Genomic DNA, 18055 nt, shown 5'->3' on the forward strand with positions numbered 1-18055 from the left:
AGAACACATCCTTTCTTTTTATTATGAAAGATTATTCGATCTCTAATACGGCCGGACAATGATCAGAATGTACGGCATCGTTTAATATATAAGCGGCTTTAACTTTCGGCTTCATATTGTCGCTAACCATACAATAATCAATACGCCATCCTTTATTTTTAGATCTGGAATTGAAGCGATAACTCCACCATGTATATTCTTGCTTATCCGGGTTCAAGAAGCGAAATGTATCCGTAAAACCTGCGGATAAGAAGCGAGTCATCCATTCCCGTTCTTCCGGAAGGAAACCACTGTTCTTTGCGTTCCTGATCGGATCATGAATATCTATCGGCTCGTGGCAAATGTTGTAATCGCCACAGAGAATTAAGTTCAGACGGGATTTCTGTAACTCAACGACATATTTCTGGAAATCTTCTAACCATATCATCTTAAAATCCTGCCGTTCATCCCCACTAGTCCCGGAAGGATGATAGACACTTACGATCGATACATCCCCGAAATCCGCACGGAGGAAACGTCCCTCATTATCATACTTCTCGATCCCCATTCCATACTCGATATGATCCGGTTCCTGTTTCGTAAGAATGGCCACGCCACTATATCCCTTCTTTTGGGCACTAAACAAATAAGACTTATATCCTAAAGCCTCGAATGTTTCCGATGGAAACTGGTCTGGTTGTAACTTTGTCTCTTGGATACATAACACGTCTGGCTGTTCTTGAGCCAACCATTCGGGCAAGCCTTTACCTACGGCAGCCCTTAATCCATTTGTATTGTACGTTATTATTTTCAATTTTTCTAAGTTTAGAGGTGAATGACTTTTAATCTGTCTCAAAGATACAACTTTTGACGATTTTACATTGTTTTCATTCCATAATCGGTACATAGAAATTTTCTATATTTGTATAACTTAGAATGAATGACAGACTATGCTGGAACATTTGAACGATATTTTAGAGAATACTCAGATAACGGCCTCGACCGCCGCCGTACGATTAGCTATCAGTTTCGTGCTTGGCGCTATTATCGGTGTAGAAAGACAATTTCGCCGCAGGGACGCTGGTATGCGAACCTTTACCTTGATCTGTATGGGATCCGCCGCCGCCATGTTGATATCTATCTGGATACCACAAACCTATCCGAATTTCTTGAATGGAGATCCGGGGCGTATCGCCGCCCAAGTCCTTACAGGTATTGGTTTCTTGGGAGCAGGAGCTATTATTCAAAGTCATGGAAGCGTGCATGGACTCACTACGGCGGCTTGTATTTGGGTAATGGCTGTAGTAGGTTTGGCCGCTGGTGCCGGCATGTTCTTGGCCGCTTCTATCACTACGGCATTTACCTTGTTCGTATTGGTCTCTTTAGAAAGGCTGGAGCGACGTATGTATTTGGATGGTGTTAATAAAATACTTACGATAAATTGCTCAACCTCGACTCCCGATCTTAAAGGTATCCGGAAAATCTTGGAAAATAGGAGCATATTTATCGTAAGTCTTTCTTATGAGCATAATTACGACAAGAATACGTCGACAATTACCTATAAAGTCAATGTGAAATCCAAGTCCTCTTACAGTGAGTTATTCACTGAGATTCGAAAACTTGGTTACATTTCACAAATACGTCTTCTAGCTTGACAATGCCGTTTATTCAAGTTCACCCTTTAGCATATGCCCGGCGATACGAGCCGCTTCCTCAACGTATTTACCGCAAGGACGTTTGGCATAATACTGTTGTGTGCGTGCGGAAGGAGCGGGATTCGTCGATGTCTCTTCCGGAGGAAGAAGGCTACGGCAAATGATCGTCCCATGTTTCTCCTTGAATAAAGCCGCCATTTTTTGTACCATGCCATAGTTGCGGGCACGCGCCTCTTGATCTAGCGGATCAAATACCGGATACTTAAATCCGGCTAACATCGCCATTGCGTTTACGGTACCACAAACCTCACGCATGCGTCCGACACCTCCTCCAAAAGATACAGACATCTTTTTCGCCAGTTCTAAATCCAACTCGAAGACATCCGAATAAGCGAGGAATACAGATTGAGCGCAATTATATCCGGACTCGAAGTTGTGGACCGCTTGGTTCACACGCTCCTCTATATCAAAGGATTTCATAGTCAACACAAGCTCTGTCCGCCTTTACCGGGCCAATAATTCCTTTAGCGACCGCTACATGTTCCGGATGATTAGCGTACGTATTTACATCTTCCAAGGTAGGCAATTCAGTAGTTAAAATAATATCCCAAGTCTCCGCCGGATTACAATTAAAATCTACACGGATCATTTTCAATACGTCTATCTTATTGATTAAGGCTTCCAGTTTATCCTTAATTTCTTGCATTTTGGCTTGCTTCTCAGCCGGAGTTTGAAACTCCCTCAACTTAAACATTACAATATGTCTGATCATAATCGCTATACGTTAATTATATATATTACATCTGTTCATCCAAATACGAATCCTTGTATCCAAGGAAATATAAGATACCATCGAGGCCAATCGTAGAGATAGATTGCTTGGCGGTCGCCTTAACCTTTGGTTTGGCATGGAAGGCGATACCTAGACCGGCGATACTAATCATCGGCAAGTCGTTCGCCCCGTCGCCAACCGCTACAGTCTGGCGAATATCTACGTTCTCCACTTGCGCAATCAGGCGTAATAACTCCGCTTTACGCTTCCCATCTACGATATCACCCACATGATTACCCGTTAGCTTGCCATTCTCGATCTCAAGCTCGTTGGCGTATACATAGTCGATATTATATTTTTGTTTAAGGAAATTACCGAAATAAGTGAAACCTCCGGAAAGGATAGCGATCTTGAAGCCCACCTTTTTCAAGATACGCATCAAGCGGTCCACACCTTCGGTGATCGGCAGATTCTCGGCGATCTCCTGCATCACGGATACGTCCAACCCCTTTAATAAGGCACAACGCTGGCGGAAGCTCTCGCAGAAATCGATCTCTCCACGCATGGCTGCCTCTGTAATCGCTTTTACTTGATCGCCAACTCCGGCACGTATCGCCAACTCGTCGATAACCTCCGTCTCTATCAAGGTAGAGTCCATATCGAAACAAATCAGACGGCGCATACGGCGATACATGCTATCCTCTTGGAAAGAGATATCCATCTCAAGCTCCGTGGAAAGTTTCATGAACTCCGCTTTCATGCACTCCTTGTTTTTCGGGGTACCACGTACGGAAAACTCCACGCTCGCCTTAGGAGTACGGGCATTCTCGTCCAACGGGATACGTCCCGTGAGCCGCTTGATATCATCAATATTCATATCTTGCTCCGCTACGATCCGGGAAACACCCGCGATTTGCTTGGCCGTAAGCTTACGGCTTAATATCGTGATGATATACCGGTTCTTGCCCTGCATACTTACCCATTTACTATATTCTTGCTCTGTAATGGGATTGAAACGGATATTGACGTCTAATTCGTAACTCTTGAACAGTAGTTCTTTCAATATATCGCCGGAATTTCCTTCCGTGCTTTGAAACAAGATACCCAATGATAAATGGTTATGGATATCCGCTTGACCGATATCGAGGATAACAGCGTTGTTCTTGGCTAGAATCTCCGTAAGAGCTGCCGTTACACCCGGACGATCCGCACCATTGATATTTATCAGTATTATTTCGTCGTTTTGTGCCATATTTGTCATTCTATTAGGCAAAAGTACGTAAGAATTATCGAAAAAGAGTATATTATATTAAACATTTTTGCTTATATTTGTTTTATCGTATTAACGACAAAATGTTTAATGAGAACCTGGCAACCTTAAAAAGTCCTGACCGGCAGGCGAAATGTATGAGAATCCAATTTGAAATCAAGGAAAAGTTGCCCGACATTATTTCTGAAATACTTCATTCAGATAAGTGGCTGACTTTAGTGAGAGATGAGAATCATGGATTGCGACGTGTGACGATTAAAGATCCCTACTTTGATTCAGAGGCATGCGTCGATATCTGGGAGCATGAGATTCATGTAACGACAGCTTGGTCTAACTACACCTATCGAATCTATCAAAAAGGTAATTCTGTTTGGTGCGAATACATTGGCGCTTATAGAGGATTGTTGGAACAAAACCTTTTGCCGACAATGACTCCGAAAGAAAACATTCTGGATTCGGAAGTATTGAACAGTTCTTTGTTTGGTGACAGAAAGGAGACCTTGAGAAATTACAGCGCGGAAAACCTTAAGCTGAAGAATTTTAGGCGGGATAATTTCGCCGCAGAATATCAACTGGCTTCTCCGCAAGACCATCCTAAGATCGTATATGATGAGTTTATTAAAGAAGGGGTTCCAATTCCCCCTCCTGAAGATAGAAAAGAAAAGTCCGGTAATTAATACCGGACTTTTTTTATTTGAGGATCATCGCATGATACCCGAATCCTCGTCACTATTCCAAAGTTTCTTGTTGGCCTCCTTGAACTTGCGGCCGAAGTCAAAATTCCAAGAGAAGGTTAGCATCAACATTCGGCTGAAGTCGTTCGCGTACATGTTCGTACGGCTGGGAGCGTAAGCGTTCCGATTTTCCTCTACCCGTTTGTACTGGCTGGAGAAAGGCATCATCAATCCGGCTCCAACGGCGAATTTACCTTGATTGTACCGGAACATAAACATATGGATATTCTCGCCGCCATGCAATAATTCGCCGACAAACGTATTATAGCTACTTTGTATCTGGAACATAGCCATGAATTTCTTGTACATAGCCATGACGGAAGCCCGGTAATACCAATTGTTATAGGTATGCGAGTAACTATTTCCTTCGCTGATATAACGATTGACTCCACCTGTCACGGATAGGCTTATGATCCGCTTGATGATAGGGCCGACACGTAATGTCAAGTCACCGCTTAGTTTCTGCCATCCTTTTTGGTTATCGGTAATGCGAATGAACTTATTATTTTCTCGTATCACTTCCTCCATGATCCGGTCCGGGCTATTACTGTAATAAAAGTTTAAGTCTCCGGTGAATATTCCTTTTTTATATAGATAATTGGCTTGCATGTCATAACTCTTATAGGGTTTCAGATAAGGATTTCCCCGGCGTATCTGGAGCGTATCGATGTATTGCTCGATGGCGCTTAGTTCCGATAGGCTAGGTGAGACATTATTTACGCTACCGTTTACCCGGAAATACATATTATCCGTAAAGTTATATTGTAAGGATACCTTTGGGCGGAACGTATAATATTGATAATCTTCCTCGCCTTCTTGCTTGAGCCATGAGCGGGAGACACCTATTCCGGCCGTATAATTCAACTTCTTGACACGTCCGCTGAATTCCGTATAGAGATACGTCTCCGACTGTTTCATCTTGGTTCGTCCTCCAACCGTTCCGCTGTAGGTGTTATCCGTCCACGATTGGGTGTGTTTCAATCCTCCTCCCAATCGACCGGCCTCGAATTGCCGTTCGTAGATTCCCTCGCCGATGATGGAATATTTGTCTCCGTCCACGTTCGACAAGATATCCGATAAGAGGATATCGTTTTTCCATTCTTGATACATTTGGTTTGCGTTCGTATGTATGTACGTACCTACCATATTAAGTATCAATGTCTGCTTATGTGGTAAGGAGTGTTGGTAATAAAGGTCGAGGGAAGGACGTTTGGTAGAGTTGCTATTTGGATTCCAAGCGTATGTCTTATCCTCGGGATGGTTATTGGTATACAGGTTCTTATCACTACCTTTATCCTCATCCGATAGGAAATAGCGTAGCGTGGCATTGAAATAATAATGGTCGTTATCTACCAAATTGTAATTAAGAGAGAGGTTATGGGCGGTCTCAGACATTCCTCTTGGCAGACCTTCCGAGGTACGTTCCAGCGTCTCGCCATTCTCAAAGCGGAAGGTCTCGACTCCTTCCGTCCAGATATGATACGGATTCCGGTAACGGACGGCGTATTGCAATCCGAACTCTGATTTCTTATGATTGAACTTCACCGATACTTGATCGTCTCCAAAAGAGGTGGTCGGCGAATTACTAAGATCCAGATTGACAGAACCTCCGCTAGTTTCCCTCCGTACAATGTAATCGAGTACGACAGAGGCGTTACCGTAACGTAAGCCCGGATTATCATGATATTCTATCCGGATTACCTCCTGTGGCGATAAACCCCGGATATCGGACAGCTCTACCTTGATACCGTTGATACAGAATTGAATCGTCCCTTCATTCGATAGCGATACGCTATTCCGGATCGGGTCCACTTCCAAACGGGGAAGCATCAAGGCGTTCAATAGATTGATGCCATTGCTGGAGGCCGCTTTTTGCTCGGAGGTAGGGAATGCGATCTTACGGTCTGCCGTATTACGGATAGCGGAAGCGTTGACCGTGACTTCATCTAAGGATATAGAAGCGGATGCCAATGAGATCGTACCGAGATCTATATTCTGGGAAAGTCCCAGCACGGAGACTACCGAAGTCTTGTAACCTATGGAGGAAACAGATACTTGATAATCTCCGGCCTTGACTTTCTCGATCCGGAAAAGTCCTTTACTATCCGTCGTCGTCCCTGTGATGAATGCGGAATCGGCTGTTTGAAGCGTGATATTCGCGAACTCAAGAGGAGACTTGTCGGATAGATCGATGACTTTCCCCCGGATCTGTAATTGTTGTGCCCGAATACCCCAAGAAAAGGATATAAGAAGGGCTGCCATAATGATTTGTTTCATTATAGTACGATTTAATGATTAAGAAATAATGTGTGTATGTGCTTGTTACTTAGTCCAAATCTCTTCTCCGTTCAGACGGATCTTCTGGATATTGTTGATACGGATATGCAACGTGAGATTTTTATCTTGCCCGGCGTCCCTCGCCCCGCTAACCAATAATAGAGAATCGTGGCGGCTGACTTCCGGCAAATACCGTTTCATTCCTTCGTAATAGAGTAACGACCGGTCCTTTGCTTCCAGTATTTGCCCCCGGGGAAATTTGGAGGCGGTTCTCGTATCGACTTTTATGTTTTCCGCTTTCAACTCCGGATTATCTATCTGGATAATCTGAAACTTTTGCGTGAAACCTGTAAGGCATTTTTCCGACGTAAACTGGGCAACGCCGAAAGTGAGGGCTGGAACGATATATAATGTCGCTATCAAGGCGATAAATACGCGATTACTTTTTTTCATGATTGTCTTTATTTAATGGTAGATATATATAATGTATAGGCTTTCGTAAGCTCGTCGATACCTACATCTAGCAGGTGCATCTCCTTGAAGACGGCGGGAAGTACCTCTTCCACGAACTGGTTATGGCGCATCTCACGGATTTTCTGCTCGGCGTCGGAAGCGACGAAGTAGCCGATCCCACGCTTGTTGTAAATAATATCGTTGGCTTGCAGGCGCTCGAAGGAACGCATGACCGTATTTGGATTTACCTCCATCTCTACCGCCAGTTCCCGTACGGACGGGATACGGCTATCGGCTTTGTAATTACCACTCAATACCCGGTCGCAAATCCGCTCGGCTATTTGGATAAATATGGATTGATTCGTATTGTAGTTCATCTTAGTTCCTTTTCTTTAAGTTTTAGATAAGCGACGTATAAGATCACGAGGGTAGTGATGAGAAATGCGGGTGTAAAGGCAAAGCTTAGCCAATACACGGCGGTATAAAACGGTGAAGATTCATAACAAAAACTATTCATACCCGGCTGGATATTCAAGATGTTTATGCATAGATAGACAATCCCTATGATAGAAGCGATTATCAATATATATCCACCACAAGCGATTCCTAAAGCATACTTCTTGAATGTGACGTAAGAGAGGAACATCAAGGAACCGACAAACGCCAGCATGGTGAAATCTTGCAAGGTCATGATAATGTCCTTGAATGCTACAGGCTGTATATGAATGAGCATTGAGGCTATTCCCGTCCCAGTCCAGAACGTGACTTGGTATGTTAAGAATACCACGATGCCTTCGATCAAGATAGCGGCAAATTTCTCTTGGTTGCTCGCGGGAAGCGTCAAGAATAATCCTCTAGGACGGTGTATCATTAAGTTTACGTAGCTACAGAAAGCGATAAAAGTTCCTAATGATCCCAATACATATAATGTAAAGGTACGGAATCTCGTAGCCCATAAAATGGAGGATAATAGGAAAAAGAAGAGGACTCCGAGGATGACCAACACCCCATAAGCTAATTTCTTCTTATTCTCTATCCAATCTTTGCGAAGTAAAAGATTGATGCGTTGTATACTGAAATCTGTTTTCATATCTATGTGTATTTTAGGAGTTCATGATTCTTTGGATCTCTTTGGGATAAGTTATCGCCGCGTTAAAGAGCAACTCTAAGGATACGGCCGTCTCTTCCTTGCCATCCCTTGCGGTGACGCCTATTGTCCCTTGCGGGGTAGGCTCGGAATAAAGAGCTTTCTCTTCCGGCAGGAGTGGTCCGAAATAAAGTTTCTCGCCGATCTCGTTCAACGTCTTATTCAATAGGATTTGCCTTTGGTCTAAGATCAATACCGTGTCGATCAAGCTTTCCAGATCCCTGACCTGATGCGTGGAGATAATAACCGTCTGATTGTCATCTATCAAAGAGGCTACCAGTCTGCGGAATGTCGCTTTCGAGGGAATGTCCAGCCCATTTGTTGGTTCATCCATTAGAAGCAGGGGCGTATGAGCGGCCAGCGCCAAGGTTATCGCCACCTTTTTCCGTTGTCCTTGAGACATTTTCGACAGGCGATCGGATAGATTGATCTCAAACGATTCTACGCAAGCCTTGCAGATATCGTCCCTAAATGTCGGATAAAAAGGCGCGTACATCTTTATATATTCTATGGCGGTGACCTCAGGCATGGAGATTTCCTCAGGCAATAAGAAGATCTGCTGCAAGAAACGAGCGTTTCTCTCTGAAGGAGTTTCCTCCAATACGAGGCAAGAACCTTGATCCGGAAAGATCTGTCCGCTTAGAAGGTTTAGAAGCGTAGTCTTTCCTTCGCCGTTCTTTCCCAATAAACCACAGATGTGTCCCGATCCAACCTCAAGATTGATACGATCAAGTACCTCTTTTTTGCGGCTATAGCTGAATGAGAGTTCTTTTAATGTAATCATATGTTTTGCTGCTTTAGTGTGTTAGTTTAATAGTACACTGCAAATGTAGTGGAAGTTTTTGAATAAACAAGAGGGAAGGGTATTTTTTTCCTTTTATTTTTCAAGATGGCAGTACAAGGTGATTAAAGGGAATCTCTTAATGCTATTAGCCTCTTTTCCAAGAAGGATTAGCGGTTTGCTCTTGAAGCATTGCTAATTTTTCAGTTGGTGCATGATCATCTAACGGCTGTTGGAAGATCATGCACCAACTGTTAGATGATTATGTAACAGCCGTTGGATAATCTATACTTAAAGATGAAATCGCTAAGGATACCCTGTTATCGGTCTAAAGGTAGGGGAGCGGGAAGCTAATGATTCTTGATAATTTTGCGGTTCTCTCGGGGAGAAAAAGGTACTCTACTTCTAAATTTATGTTGCAAAACAGTTAATTTTTTATCGATGTGTGCGCTAAAACATATAAAAAAGCTTGCTAATTTGCGGAAAATCGCTATATAATTTGGTAGAAAGAAGTATTTGGCTTTATATTTGCACCCGTTAAAGACAAGTAAGTGTCTCTTTAGCGAAAGAAACATGCTTGTTTACGATCCTGAAAATCAGGAGTCGGGAGTTTGTCCCCCGGGAGATTCCCCCGATTAAGTTTAACGTAAAATTGAAAATATGAAGGTAAGAGCTTATGTTCTCATCGCATCGGTAGCGTTATTAGGGATGTCTGCCGGTTCGAAAAAGGCGAAACTTACCGAGGGTGTGAACCCCGGTGATCTAGCTCCGAGAATAGAGTTTTTGGGAAACGACGCTAAAGCCAGTTTCCACAACCAATTAGGACGTTATACATTGCTCAACTTTTGGGCGGCTTACGATGCGGAATCGCGGGCTCGTAACGTGCAATTGGCGAATGAGGTTAACAAGTTTGGTCCGGACAAAATCGCGATGTGTTCGATCTCTATGGATGAGAAAGAATCTATTTTTACCGAGACGGTAAAGATTGACAAGTTGGATCTGTCAACGCAATTTCACGAAGGACTGGGTAAAGAGTCAGAGTTGTACAAGAAGTATGATTTAAGAAAAGGTTTCAAGAACTTCTTGATTAACGACGAAGGAGTGATAATCGCCGCCAACGTCACCCCGGAAAAACTGACCGAGATTCTGAAAGCAATTTAATCAGTATTATTTAGCAAAGAGGGCTGTTCCACTTCAAGATGGGACAGCCTTTTTTTATCGATTCACGAGTTTTCGTTTCGAGAAGATGAAATATCATGTATAGTCTGAGAAGGAAATGTACGCTTTCTTTTTAAGTCCGTGTTTATTATTAACTCTTTTTGATTTATTAACCCTAATGGATAGGGTGATTGAGAAGGTCCTCTGTCTTTACTGTAAATGAACAACTAACATCCTATAAATAATGAGATCTATACTTTTCTTTATTTGTTTGATCTTTACCTTTGGGGGACAGGCGCAAGAGGAAGAAAAATCCCATATGTGGAAAGTAGAACTCTCCGGTGCCTTGAATAATAATTCAGCATGGGAGGTAGAGCCATCTGTTACTTATCTACCGATTCCTTATGTGGGAATTACTATGGGGTTGCTTTTCTGTAATACGATTGAGAAAGATAGTTATACGGGGTTTTCAAGAGATAATCAGTGGTTCTGGGATTCAGATGAGAGTAATCCGGGCTGTCATTTCTTTGCGTTACGTCCGGCCATCCAGTTAGTAACTCCCGCTTTTAAATTCGGGAAAGACAAGGATACGGGACTCTCTTTGGTCGTTTCACCCGGATTAACCATTCCTTTGCCTGTCAATCAAGAGTTTAATATAAGCTATGTTCCAAACACTCCCGGGGTATGGATACCTCAAAAATTCGATCATATAAAGAACAAGGGAGGTAAATCGTTATTTTATCATATTAAAAGTATGTTGAGCCTCGATATAGACCAGCGGTATATATTCTCTTTGGGGTATATATTCTCGAATTTTGATTTATATAGTGGAGGGCGAAACTTCGTTGTAGAGGGGAAAAGGCTTAGTATGCCTCGGATTCGTTTTATGCATTCGTTCTTTCTAAGTATCGGATACCGCTTTTAAATCGTTTCATACATTGTCTTTCTCGTTTAGCCCAAAAAGGGAGAGCTGTTTTAAGGCTCCCCCTTTTGCATAAGCTTATATATAATAATGTATAGGATTTATCGAATGGCTTCCACTTCTTCCGTACGCAAAGGGATCTTCTTTCCTAATAGACGAGCGCCGTTCTCGGTAATCAGATAGTCTTCCTCGTTACGTATGCCACTGAAATCCTTATATGTAAACAACTTCTCGTAATTGATGAATTCGGTGAACTTGTTCTGGCCTCTCCATAAATCCATTAATTCAGGGATGAAGTATACACCCGGCTCGATGGTCAAGACAAAACCCGGTTCCAGCTTACGTCCCAAGCGCAATGACTTACGTCCGAATTCCGTACTTTTCGGCTGTCCGTCATAACCAACGTATACCTCTCCCAGATTCTCCATATCATGTACATCCAATCCCATCATATGGCCTAAGCCACAAGGCATAAACATGGCGTGAGCACCGGCTTTTACGGCCTCCATCGGATCTCCTTTCACGAAACCAAGGTCCTTTAAACCCTCCATGATCACTTTACAAGACAACTCATATACATCCACGAAAGGAATACCCGGGCGTAAAGCTGCTACGGCAGCTTCATGGGCGGCTACTTGAATATCATAGATGTCTTTTTGACGGGTCGTGAACTTAGAGTCGGCCGGGATGGTGGACGACATATCTCCGGCATATCCCATCTCAGTCTCGGCACCGGCGTCCAATAATAGCATATCACCGCTCTTAATCATATGACTATGATCATGGTTGTGCAAGGTCTGCCCATTGATCGTGGCGATGATAGGGAAGGAGAGCTGGTAATTGTTGGCGAAAGCTACTTCCGCAACGGCAGCCGCTACATCCGACTCCCGGATTCCCGGACGTACGGTACGCATGGCAGTCAGGTGCATATCGGCGGTTACGATACAAGCTTTCTCGATCTCGGCGATTTCTTCCTCGCTCTTGTAATTTCGTTGGTTTACGACACCCATGATGAAAGGTACGGAAGGTTTCTCCGCGCCGGGTACGATACCCAACCATTGGAATAACTTGATCTGGTGTTCCGCACGATACGTCGGCAGATAATGGATTGGCTGGCCTTTTTGCTGGGCATTCTTCAAGTAAGTCTCGATCTCCTTGAAAGGACGGACTTCCTTGATACCTGCGGCCTCGCTCTTCTCTTTTAGGGTGGGCTGCGTACCCATCCATACAATCGCATCTATAGTCAACTCATCGCCAAAGATGATCTCCTTATCGTTATCGATATCGATGATAGCGGATAACCCGGCGTATGGCAATCCGAAGAAATACAAGAAGGTAGAGTCTTGACGGAAGTGATACGTATTATCGGCGTAGTTCATCCCACTCTCGTCGTTTCCAAGGAATAGCAACAAACCGGAACCTATGGTTTGTTTCAGCTTAGCCCGGCGGGCCATATAAGTTTCTTTACTGAACATAAGGATTATTTTTTGTTAGTGTACCAAAGATAGTAATTAATGTAATATACTAGGCCGACATTCGAAATTATTTCTTACATTAGCCCATGTAAAATGTAACCTCTGGTACCTTATGAAGATTCAAAGAATTCAAGAACTTACCGATGCCTCCATCGTCTGTGGCTCAGAGAAACGGGAGAACGATGTGCAGTGCGCTTTTGCCAGCGATCTGATGAGTGACGTGCTTACGCTGGATTGTGGTGATGTGCTGTTGGTGACAGGACTTTGTAATTTGCAAACGATCCGTACCGCGGAGATGGCGGAAGTTTCTTATATACTTTTCGTGCGGGGGAAGAAAGTAACCCCGGATATGCTGGAGCTGGCTCGTGAGAACAATATGGTTCTTCTGGAGACGGATCATTCTATGTATCATACGGTCGGAGAGCTTTATAGCGCGGGGCTCCTTCCTATATATTGAGAAAGGAGGTCGTGAGATATGCTATTTAAGTTTGAGTTGGAGGGCGGTAATTTCTCGAAGGCGGGTTATGCGTCTAGCCAGATAAAGAAGGTCTTGAAGCAATTGGCTATCGATCCCCGGATCATTAAGCGGGTGGTCGTGGCGCTTTATGAGGCGGAGGTGAATATCGTGGCTCACGCTTGGAGAGGAACGGTTGTCGCTGAATTGGACGCTGATAAAATATCTTTGGAACTGAAGGATGAAGGGCCCGGAATCCCGGATATATCGCTAGCTATGCGTGAAGGGTATTCGACGGCATCCGAGGCCGTGCGTGAGATGGGATTTGGTGCCGGAATGGGACTTCCAAATATGAAGAAGAACGTAGATGAATTAACGATCGAGAGCCAAGTAGACGTAGGTACCACGGTACGTATGGTCACATGGTTTAATAAAGAAGGAGCGTAGACCATGGAGGAAGCTAATTTTTATCATGCCTTGAAGATTGACAATGACCGCTGTATAGGCTGTACGCATTGCATGAAAGAGTGTCCTACGGGAGCGATCCGTATCCGGGATGGTAAGGCTTTGATCCATAAGGATTGGTGCGTGGATTGCGGCGAGTGCTTGAAATCGTGCCCGACAGAGGCTATCTATGTGGAGCAGGATGACTTCCAGCGTATATTTGATTATAAATGCAGGGTAGCGTTGATGCCCACGGTATTTATCGGGCAGTTCTCAAAGTACACGACCGAGAAGGAAATTATCAGCGCCGTTATGGAACTGGGCTTTACCCATGTTTTCCAAGTAGAGTTTACCGCCGATATGATCCATAAGGAAATGGTACGGCAGATGGAAAACGCCGAGGAAAAGCCGGTGATCAGTTCTTTTTGTCCCGCTATCGTCCGGTTGATACAAGTCCGTTTCCCTGCGCTGGTGGATAATATCTTATTGGTGAAAGCGCCGGTAAACGCCTCGGCTACTTACTATCATAAGATATTGGAAGGGCAAGGTATTCCCTCGGAAGAGATCGGTATCTTTTATGTTACGCCTTGTGCGGCGAAAATCGCGGCGTTGAAGGGAGCGGAAGGTTATTCATCTACGATCAAAGGCGTGATAAATATGGATACCCTATATAATAAGGTATACCATATTCTTAAGAATCGCCCGAGAGGATATGAGCCGGAATGTGAGCTTCCTCCGCCATTAACGAAAAAAGAGATGCGATGGAGCCAGACAGGAGGGGAGGCCAAACATTTCTCCGGTCGTTGCCTCGCGATCGATGAGATCCATAATGTGATCGATTTCTTGGAACGAATGGAAACGACCAGCGAGGTACGTAACGTAGACTTTCTGGAACTGAGGGCTTGCGACCGTAGCTGTGCCGGAGGTGTATTAGCCGTAGCGAACCGTTTCCTCACGGCCGAGCGTATCATGAAGCGATCCATGAACCGGGATAAAGTACCGATGATATACGCCGCCGATAATTTCGAGGCTTTATCCTATTTGAGGCAGCATATTACGATCCGTCCGGTGCAACCGAATCCCAAACGGTTGTACGATGGAACGATCGATGAGATGCTGAAGAAAATGGAGCAAGTGCGGAAATTGATGTGCTACCTACCGGGAATCGATTGTGGCGCTTGCGGCAGCCCGAACTGTCAAAGCTTGGCCGAGGATATCGTACGCCACGAGGCTCAATTTAGTGATTGCGTATTTATGCAACGTAATATGGAGAAGCACGGTAAACTAGACCAAGAGCATGCCTTCCGTATCGTTGAGAAGACATGGGGGAAAGATCGTTTAAATAAGGATTGTTATAAGAAAGGAGCTAAATATGAAGGTTTGTGATTTAGTGAAGATGTTGAATCTTACTGTATTTTGTGGAGAAGAGGGCCTTGATACAGAGATAACCGGGGGCTATACGAGCGATTTACTAAGTGATGTCATGGGACATATCGAGGAGGGTATGCTATGGATTACCATGCAAACGCATCAGAATATACTGGCCGTGGCTACTTTAAAAGACGTCTCCGCGGTATTGATCGTGAACGGAACCTCTCCGGATGATGAGACCTTACAAAAAGGTAGGGAAGAGGCTGTCCCTCTTTTAGGAACTACACGCTCCGCGTTCGAGGCTTCCGGTATGATTTACCGCTTATTACAGAATGAGAATGGATGAAACAGTATTTAGCTGATTTACATATCCATACTTGCCTGTCGCCATGCGGCAGTCTGGAAATGAGTCCATCGGAGATCGTGCGTCGTTCCTTAGCGAAAGGTTTGGATGCTATTGCCATTACGGATCATAATACGACCTTACAATGCCCGGAGATTCAATCCCTTGGCGAGAGATTCGGACTAAGGGTCTTTGCGGGCGTAGAAGTTACGACCCGTGAGGAAGCGCATTGTCTGGTTTATTTCCCGACCGATGAATCCCGTAAGCGATTCCAACGATATTTAGAAGAGCATCTCCCTCCAATTCCAAATGATCCGGAACGTTTTGGCGATCAAGTTTGGGTGAATGCGGAGAATGAGATTCTAGGAGAAGTACCCTATCTTTTGCTCTCCGCCTTGGATCAAAGTGTAAACCAAATAGCCGCTCAAGCACGTAAGGTGGATGCTCTATTTGTAGCCGCCCATGTAGAACGTCCGTCATTCAGCTTGATCAGTCAATTAGGTTTTATAGACCCCTGCTTATCTTTAGATGCTATTGAATATAATAATCAGCAAAGATACAGTAAGTTATTGTCTATTCACGGGTATTTGAAAGAGCAGACTCAATACTCAGCCTCGGATGCTCATTACCCCGAACAAATAGGTACTCAGCCCTCCATTTGGCAAACGGAGGAATTAACCTTCGATGGCTTACGAAAGGCTTTTGATCAAAAAGACAATCACTTAATTTTCGCCTCTCATGGATAATCTCTCGTTTCATATCACGGATATAACCGCTAATAGTGTCAGAGCAAAAGCTTCTGATATAGAGATAGATATACAGATAAAGGACACATCCATATGTATTCGTATCGCGGATAATGGCTGTGGTATGGATCCGGAAACAGTCTCTCTGATCCGTAATCCGTTTTATACGACTCGCACGACACGAAAAGTGGGTCTAGGTTTACCTTTCTTGATACAAAACGCGGAGCAAACAGGCGGGAATGTGGAAATATCTTCCATACAGGGAAAAGGTACGGTAGTTGTTGCTTGTTTTGTCTCATCTCATATTGATTGTCCGCCTTGGGGAGATTTGGCGGGTACAATGGCTATGCTTATAGGCAGTAATCCAGACATAAACATTCATTTCTCATATCATTCAGATCTGGTTTCATTTGATATCAGTACGCGAGAGCTTAAAGAAATCCTAGAGGACATGCCATTAAGTCATCCGAAAGTCATGCTTTATTTGAAGGAGTTAATAGCGAATCAAATAGTTGCGTCAAGCTGAATTAATCTTTTCATATAGGTGATCTGATCTTTTCACAGCTGTGATATGATCTTTTCACATCCATGAAACAAACGTTTCACAGCCGTGAAAAGATCTGTGTCTTTACTCAAAGCAGCTACAAGCTTTGCTTGAATGCACTAATTTATCCTTATCTTGCCATTAATTTTATAATTCCCATTATGTTTAATAGTATTATGAACGATCAAAAAATGACTACTCCGCGATACATGATACACAAATAAAAAACCGCCTAGTAACCTTATATTACTAGACGGTTCCATTTATTCTGAAAGAAGAAATTACTTATTCATCTCTGCTTCAATAGCATCGAATTTATCACCCATATTCAAGTTGTAGTAAATACCTCTTAAAGCGGTCATATATTCTCTTTCTTCTGGTTTCATTTGGTGAGCTTTCTCAAAGTAAGGAAGAGCTAGCTTAAAGAATTCCTTAGCTTTGCCTAATTCCTCTTGATATTGTTTTGCGTCGTTGATCATATTAGCCTCACCTTGCTTGTTTACACCTTGGTTGTAATATACACGACCTAAGTTAGAGAGAGATTCGATATAGTCCGGATTGATCGCCAATGCTTTCTTGAAATACTCTTCAGCTTTAGCGTAATCTTTCAAACCAGTCTCATAAACACGGCCCATTACATCGTAAAGCTGTGGATTGTTGGAATCCTTAGCGATAGCTGTGTTCAAATATTCAATAGCTTTCTCATTTCTATTAGAATAGATGTAATTGTTTATAAGGCTCATTAAGAAATACTGTTCCTCAGGGAATTTATTCAAACCTTCTTCCAAAGTCTTCTCTAAATTCACGGTATCTTTAGCTTGCTCATACTCATAGCATAAGTATTGATATACCTCGCTTGCTCTATAATCCGTATTTTTAGCACGCTCTAACGCTGCGATAGCTTTTTGAGAATCGCCAAGTTGGGTCGCTGCTACAGCGGCATAGAACTGAACTGTCATGAAGTTTGAATCTCTTTCAGCGACAGCCTCACCTTTAAACATTGGCATATCAGATATTTTCAGGTATTGCTCGAAGAAATCGTAAGCTTTGTTATAATCTTTCTGATCGAAATAGTAAGCACCACCATTGATGTAATATACGTGGTTTGCTCCTAGGATACCTTTGATATCTTTCGTGAACTTAGGTTTAACTTTTCCTTTTTCATTAGGAAGTTGATCTAACTCATATGCTTTCTCAAAGTATGGCAAAATACTACCCAATGCCTCGTACATAACAGGCTCGTCCGGTTGTTGGCCCAAGACTTGTTTAGTTCTTTCGTTGCTGAACTGTTGATCCTCGATAAAACCGGCAACATACCAAGTTTTAGCGTCATCCTTTGTTTCTGGATTTTCCAAAGCTCCTTTAATAAGAGTTCTGGCTTCCGAGAAATCAGGAGTTGAACCCTTAGCTATACTTTGAGCCTCATTTACAGCTTTTTTCTGTGCAAAAGAGACCGATGCTGCGACACATAGTGCCACTGTTAATAATACTCGTTTCATTGCGATAGTAATTTTGAGATTAATATTTCTA

At 43.4% G+C, this 18055-nt stretch carries 21 protein-coding genes; 10 read left to right on the top strand and 11 right to left on the bottom strand.

Annotated features, from left to right (window positions below):
• Positions 1 to 31: 31 nt before the first annotated feature.
• Positions 32 to 793, bottom strand: a complete 762-nt coding sequence (locus D7V92_RS14805; protein WP_121773216.1) for an exodeoxyribonuclease III — start codon at positions 791 to 793, stop codon at positions 32 to 34.
• A 136-nt stretch (positions 794 to 929) separates the two neighbouring features.
• On the opposite strand from D7V92_RS14805, the gene D7V92_RS14810 reads away from it, so the two are divergent.
• The gene (locus D7V92_RS14810) at positions 930 to 1634 is read left to right on the top strand and encodes an MgtC/SapB family protein (RefSeq protein WP_005856919.1); all 705 of its coding nucleotides are present in this window, start codon (positions 930 to 932) and stop codon (positions 1632 to 1634) included.
• A gap of 9 nt (positions 1635 to 1643) precedes the next feature.
• On the opposite strand, the gene D7V92_RS14815 is transcribed toward D7V92_RS14810, so the two are convergent.
• From D7V92_RS14815 to serB, 3 genes are read right to left on the bottom strand one after another with little or no spacing between them, the layout of a single operon-like run.
• On the bottom strand, positions 1644 to 2114 hold the full coding sequence (locus tag D7V92_RS14815; RefSeq protein WP_008772149.1) for a C-GCAxxG-C-C family protein: 471 nt from the start codon (positions 2112 to 2114) through the stop codon (positions 1644 to 1646).
• Positions 2101 to 2406: a Dabb family protein gene (locus D7V92_RS14820; RefSeq protein ID WP_005862281.1), complete on the bottom strand. Its 306-nt coding sequence runs from the start codon at positions 2404 to 2406 to the stop codon at positions 2101 to 2103. Before D7V92_RS14820 ends, D7V92_RS14815 begins: the two co-directional genes overlap by 14 nt.
• A gap of 25 nt (positions 2407 to 2431) precedes the next feature.
• The gene (gene serB / locus D7V92_RS14825; protein WP_121773188.1) at positions 2432 to 3658 is read right to left on the bottom strand and encodes a phosphoserine phosphatase SerB; all 1227 of its coding nucleotides are present in this window, start codon (positions 3656 to 3658) and stop codon (positions 2432 to 2434) included.
• Positions 3659 to 3759: 101 nt separating this feature from the next.
• On the opposite strand from serB, the gene D7V92_RS14830 reads away from it, so the two are divergent.
• Positions 3760 to 4353 carry a hypothetical protein gene (locus tag D7V92_RS14830; RefSeq protein WP_005862283.1) on the top strand — a complete coding sequence of 198 codons (594 nt, stop codon included), beginning with the start codon at positions 3760 to 3762 and terminating at the stop codon, positions 4351 to 4353.
• Positions 4354 to 4377: 24 nt separating this feature from the next.
• Here D7V92_RS14830 and D7V92_RS14835 read toward each other — a convergent pair whose 3' ends face one another.
• From D7V92_RS14835 to D7V92_RS14855, 5 genes are read right to left on the bottom strand one after another with little or no spacing between them, the layout of a single operon-like run.
• On the bottom strand, positions 4378 to 6687 hold the full coding sequence (locus D7V92_RS14835) for an outer membrane beta-barrel protein (protein ID WP_121773189.1): 2310 nt from the start codon (positions 6685 to 6687) through the stop codon (positions 4378 to 4380).
• 45 nt (positions 6688 to 6732) lie between these two features.
• A complete protein-coding gene (locus tag D7V92_RS14840; protein WP_121773190.1) occupies positions 6733 to 7140 on the bottom strand; it encodes a hypothetical protein in 408 nt (135 codons plus the stop codon).
• Positions 7141 to 7148: 8 nt separating this feature from the next.
• Positions 7149 to 7517, bottom strand: coding sequence for a GntR family transcriptional regulator (locus D7V92_RS14845; RefSeq protein WP_005856933.1), 369 nt, complete (start codon positions 7515 to 7517; stop codon positions 7149 to 7151).
• Positions 7514 to 8230 carry a hypothetical protein gene (locus tag D7V92_RS14850; RefSeq protein ID WP_121773191.1) on the bottom strand — a complete coding sequence of 239 codons (717 nt, stop codon included), beginning with the start codon at positions 8228 to 8230 and terminating at the stop codon, positions 7514 to 7516. The genes D7V92_RS14845 and D7V92_RS14850 overlap by 4 nt, the downstream gene beginning before the upstream one ends.
• Before the next feature lie 13 nt (positions 8231 to 8243).
• Entirely contained in the window at positions 8244 to 9071 is an 828-nt protein-coding gene (locus tag D7V92_RS14855) for an ATP-binding cassette domain-containing protein (RefSeq protein WP_005862293.1), read from the bottom strand.
• Between the two features lie 657 nt (positions 9072 to 9728).
• Here D7V92_RS14855 and D7V92_RS14865 point away from each other — a divergent pair.
• Positions 9729 to 10229 carry a thioredoxin family protein gene (locus tag D7V92_RS14865; protein WP_005856939.1) on the top strand — a complete coding sequence of 167 codons (501 nt, stop codon included), beginning with the start codon at positions 9729 to 9731 and terminating at the stop codon, positions 10227 to 10229.
• Positions 10230 to 10470: 241 nt separating this feature from the next.
• Complete coding sequence (locus D7V92_RS14870; RefSeq protein WP_121773192.1) at positions 10471 to 11151, top strand: hypothetical protein; 681 nt, start codon at positions 10471 to 10473, stop codon at positions 11149 to 11151.
• Between the two features lie 98 nt (positions 11152 to 11249).
• On the opposite strand, the gene D7V92_RS14875 is transcribed toward D7V92_RS14870, so the two are convergent.
• The gene (locus D7V92_RS14875; protein ID WP_005856943.1) at positions 11250 to 12623 is read right to left on the bottom strand and encodes an aminopeptidase P family protein; all 1374 of its coding nucleotides are present in this window, start codon (positions 12621 to 12623) and stop codon (positions 11250 to 11252) included.
• Positions 12624 to 12735: 112 nt separating this feature from the next.
• On the opposite strand from D7V92_RS14875, the gene D7V92_RS14880 reads away from it, so the two are divergent.
• From D7V92_RS14880 to D7V92_RS14905, 6 genes are read left to right on the top strand one after another with little or no spacing between them, the layout of a single operon-like run.
• The gene (locus D7V92_RS14880) at positions 12736 to 13080 is read left to right on the top strand and encodes a hypothetical protein (RefSeq protein ID WP_005856945.1); all 345 of its coding nucleotides are present in this window, start codon (positions 12736 to 12738) and stop codon (positions 13078 to 13080) included.
• A gap of 18 nt (positions 13081 to 13098) precedes the next feature.
• Complete coding sequence (locus D7V92_RS14885) at positions 13099 to 13524, top strand: ATP-binding protein (protein ID WP_005856948.1); 426 nt, start codon at positions 13099 to 13101, stop codon at positions 13522 to 13524.
• A 3-nt stretch (positions 13525 to 13527) separates the two neighbouring features.
• Positions 13528 to 14907 carry a [Fe-Fe] hydrogenase large subunit C-terminal domain-containing protein gene (locus D7V92_RS14890; RefSeq protein ID WP_008772157.1) on the top strand — a complete coding sequence of 460 codons (1380 nt, stop codon included), beginning with the start codon at positions 13528 to 13530 and terminating at the stop codon, positions 14905 to 14907.
• On the top strand, positions 14894 to 15238 hold the full coding sequence (locus D7V92_RS14895; RefSeq protein ID WP_022192654.1) for a DRTGG domain-containing protein: 345 nt from the start codon (positions 14894 to 14896) through the stop codon (positions 15236 to 15238). The genes D7V92_RS14890 and D7V92_RS14895 overlap by 14 nt, the downstream gene beginning before the upstream one ends.
• Positions 15235 to 15981, top strand: coding sequence for a PHP domain-containing protein (locus D7V92_RS14900; RefSeq protein ID WP_008779888.1), 747 nt, complete (start codon positions 15235 to 15237; stop codon positions 15979 to 15981). Before D7V92_RS14895 ends, D7V92_RS14900 begins: the two co-directional genes overlap by 4 nt.
• The gene (locus D7V92_RS14905) at positions 15974 to 16507 is read left to right on the top strand and encodes an ATP-binding protein (RefSeq protein ID WP_121773193.1); all 534 of its coding nucleotides are present in this window, start codon (positions 15974 to 15976) and stop codon (positions 16505 to 16507) included. Before D7V92_RS14900 ends, D7V92_RS14905 begins: the two co-directional genes overlap by 8 nt.
• Positions 16508 to 16806: 299 nt before the next feature.
• On the opposite strand, the gene D7V92_RS14910 is transcribed toward D7V92_RS14905, so the two are convergent.
• Positions 16807 to 18024, bottom strand: coding sequence for a lipopolysaccharide assembly protein LapB (locus tag D7V92_RS14910; RefSeq protein ID WP_009017452.1), 1218 nt, complete (start codon positions 18022 to 18024; stop codon positions 16807 to 16809).
• Positions 18025 to 18055: the final 31 nt, after the last annotated feature.

The sequence above is a fragment of the Parabacteroides sp. CH2-D42-20 genome (assembly GCF_003670185.1).
Taxonomy (GTDB): Bacteria; Bacteroidota; Bacteroidia; order Bacteroidales; family Tannerellaceae; genus Parabacteroides; species Parabacteroides distasonis.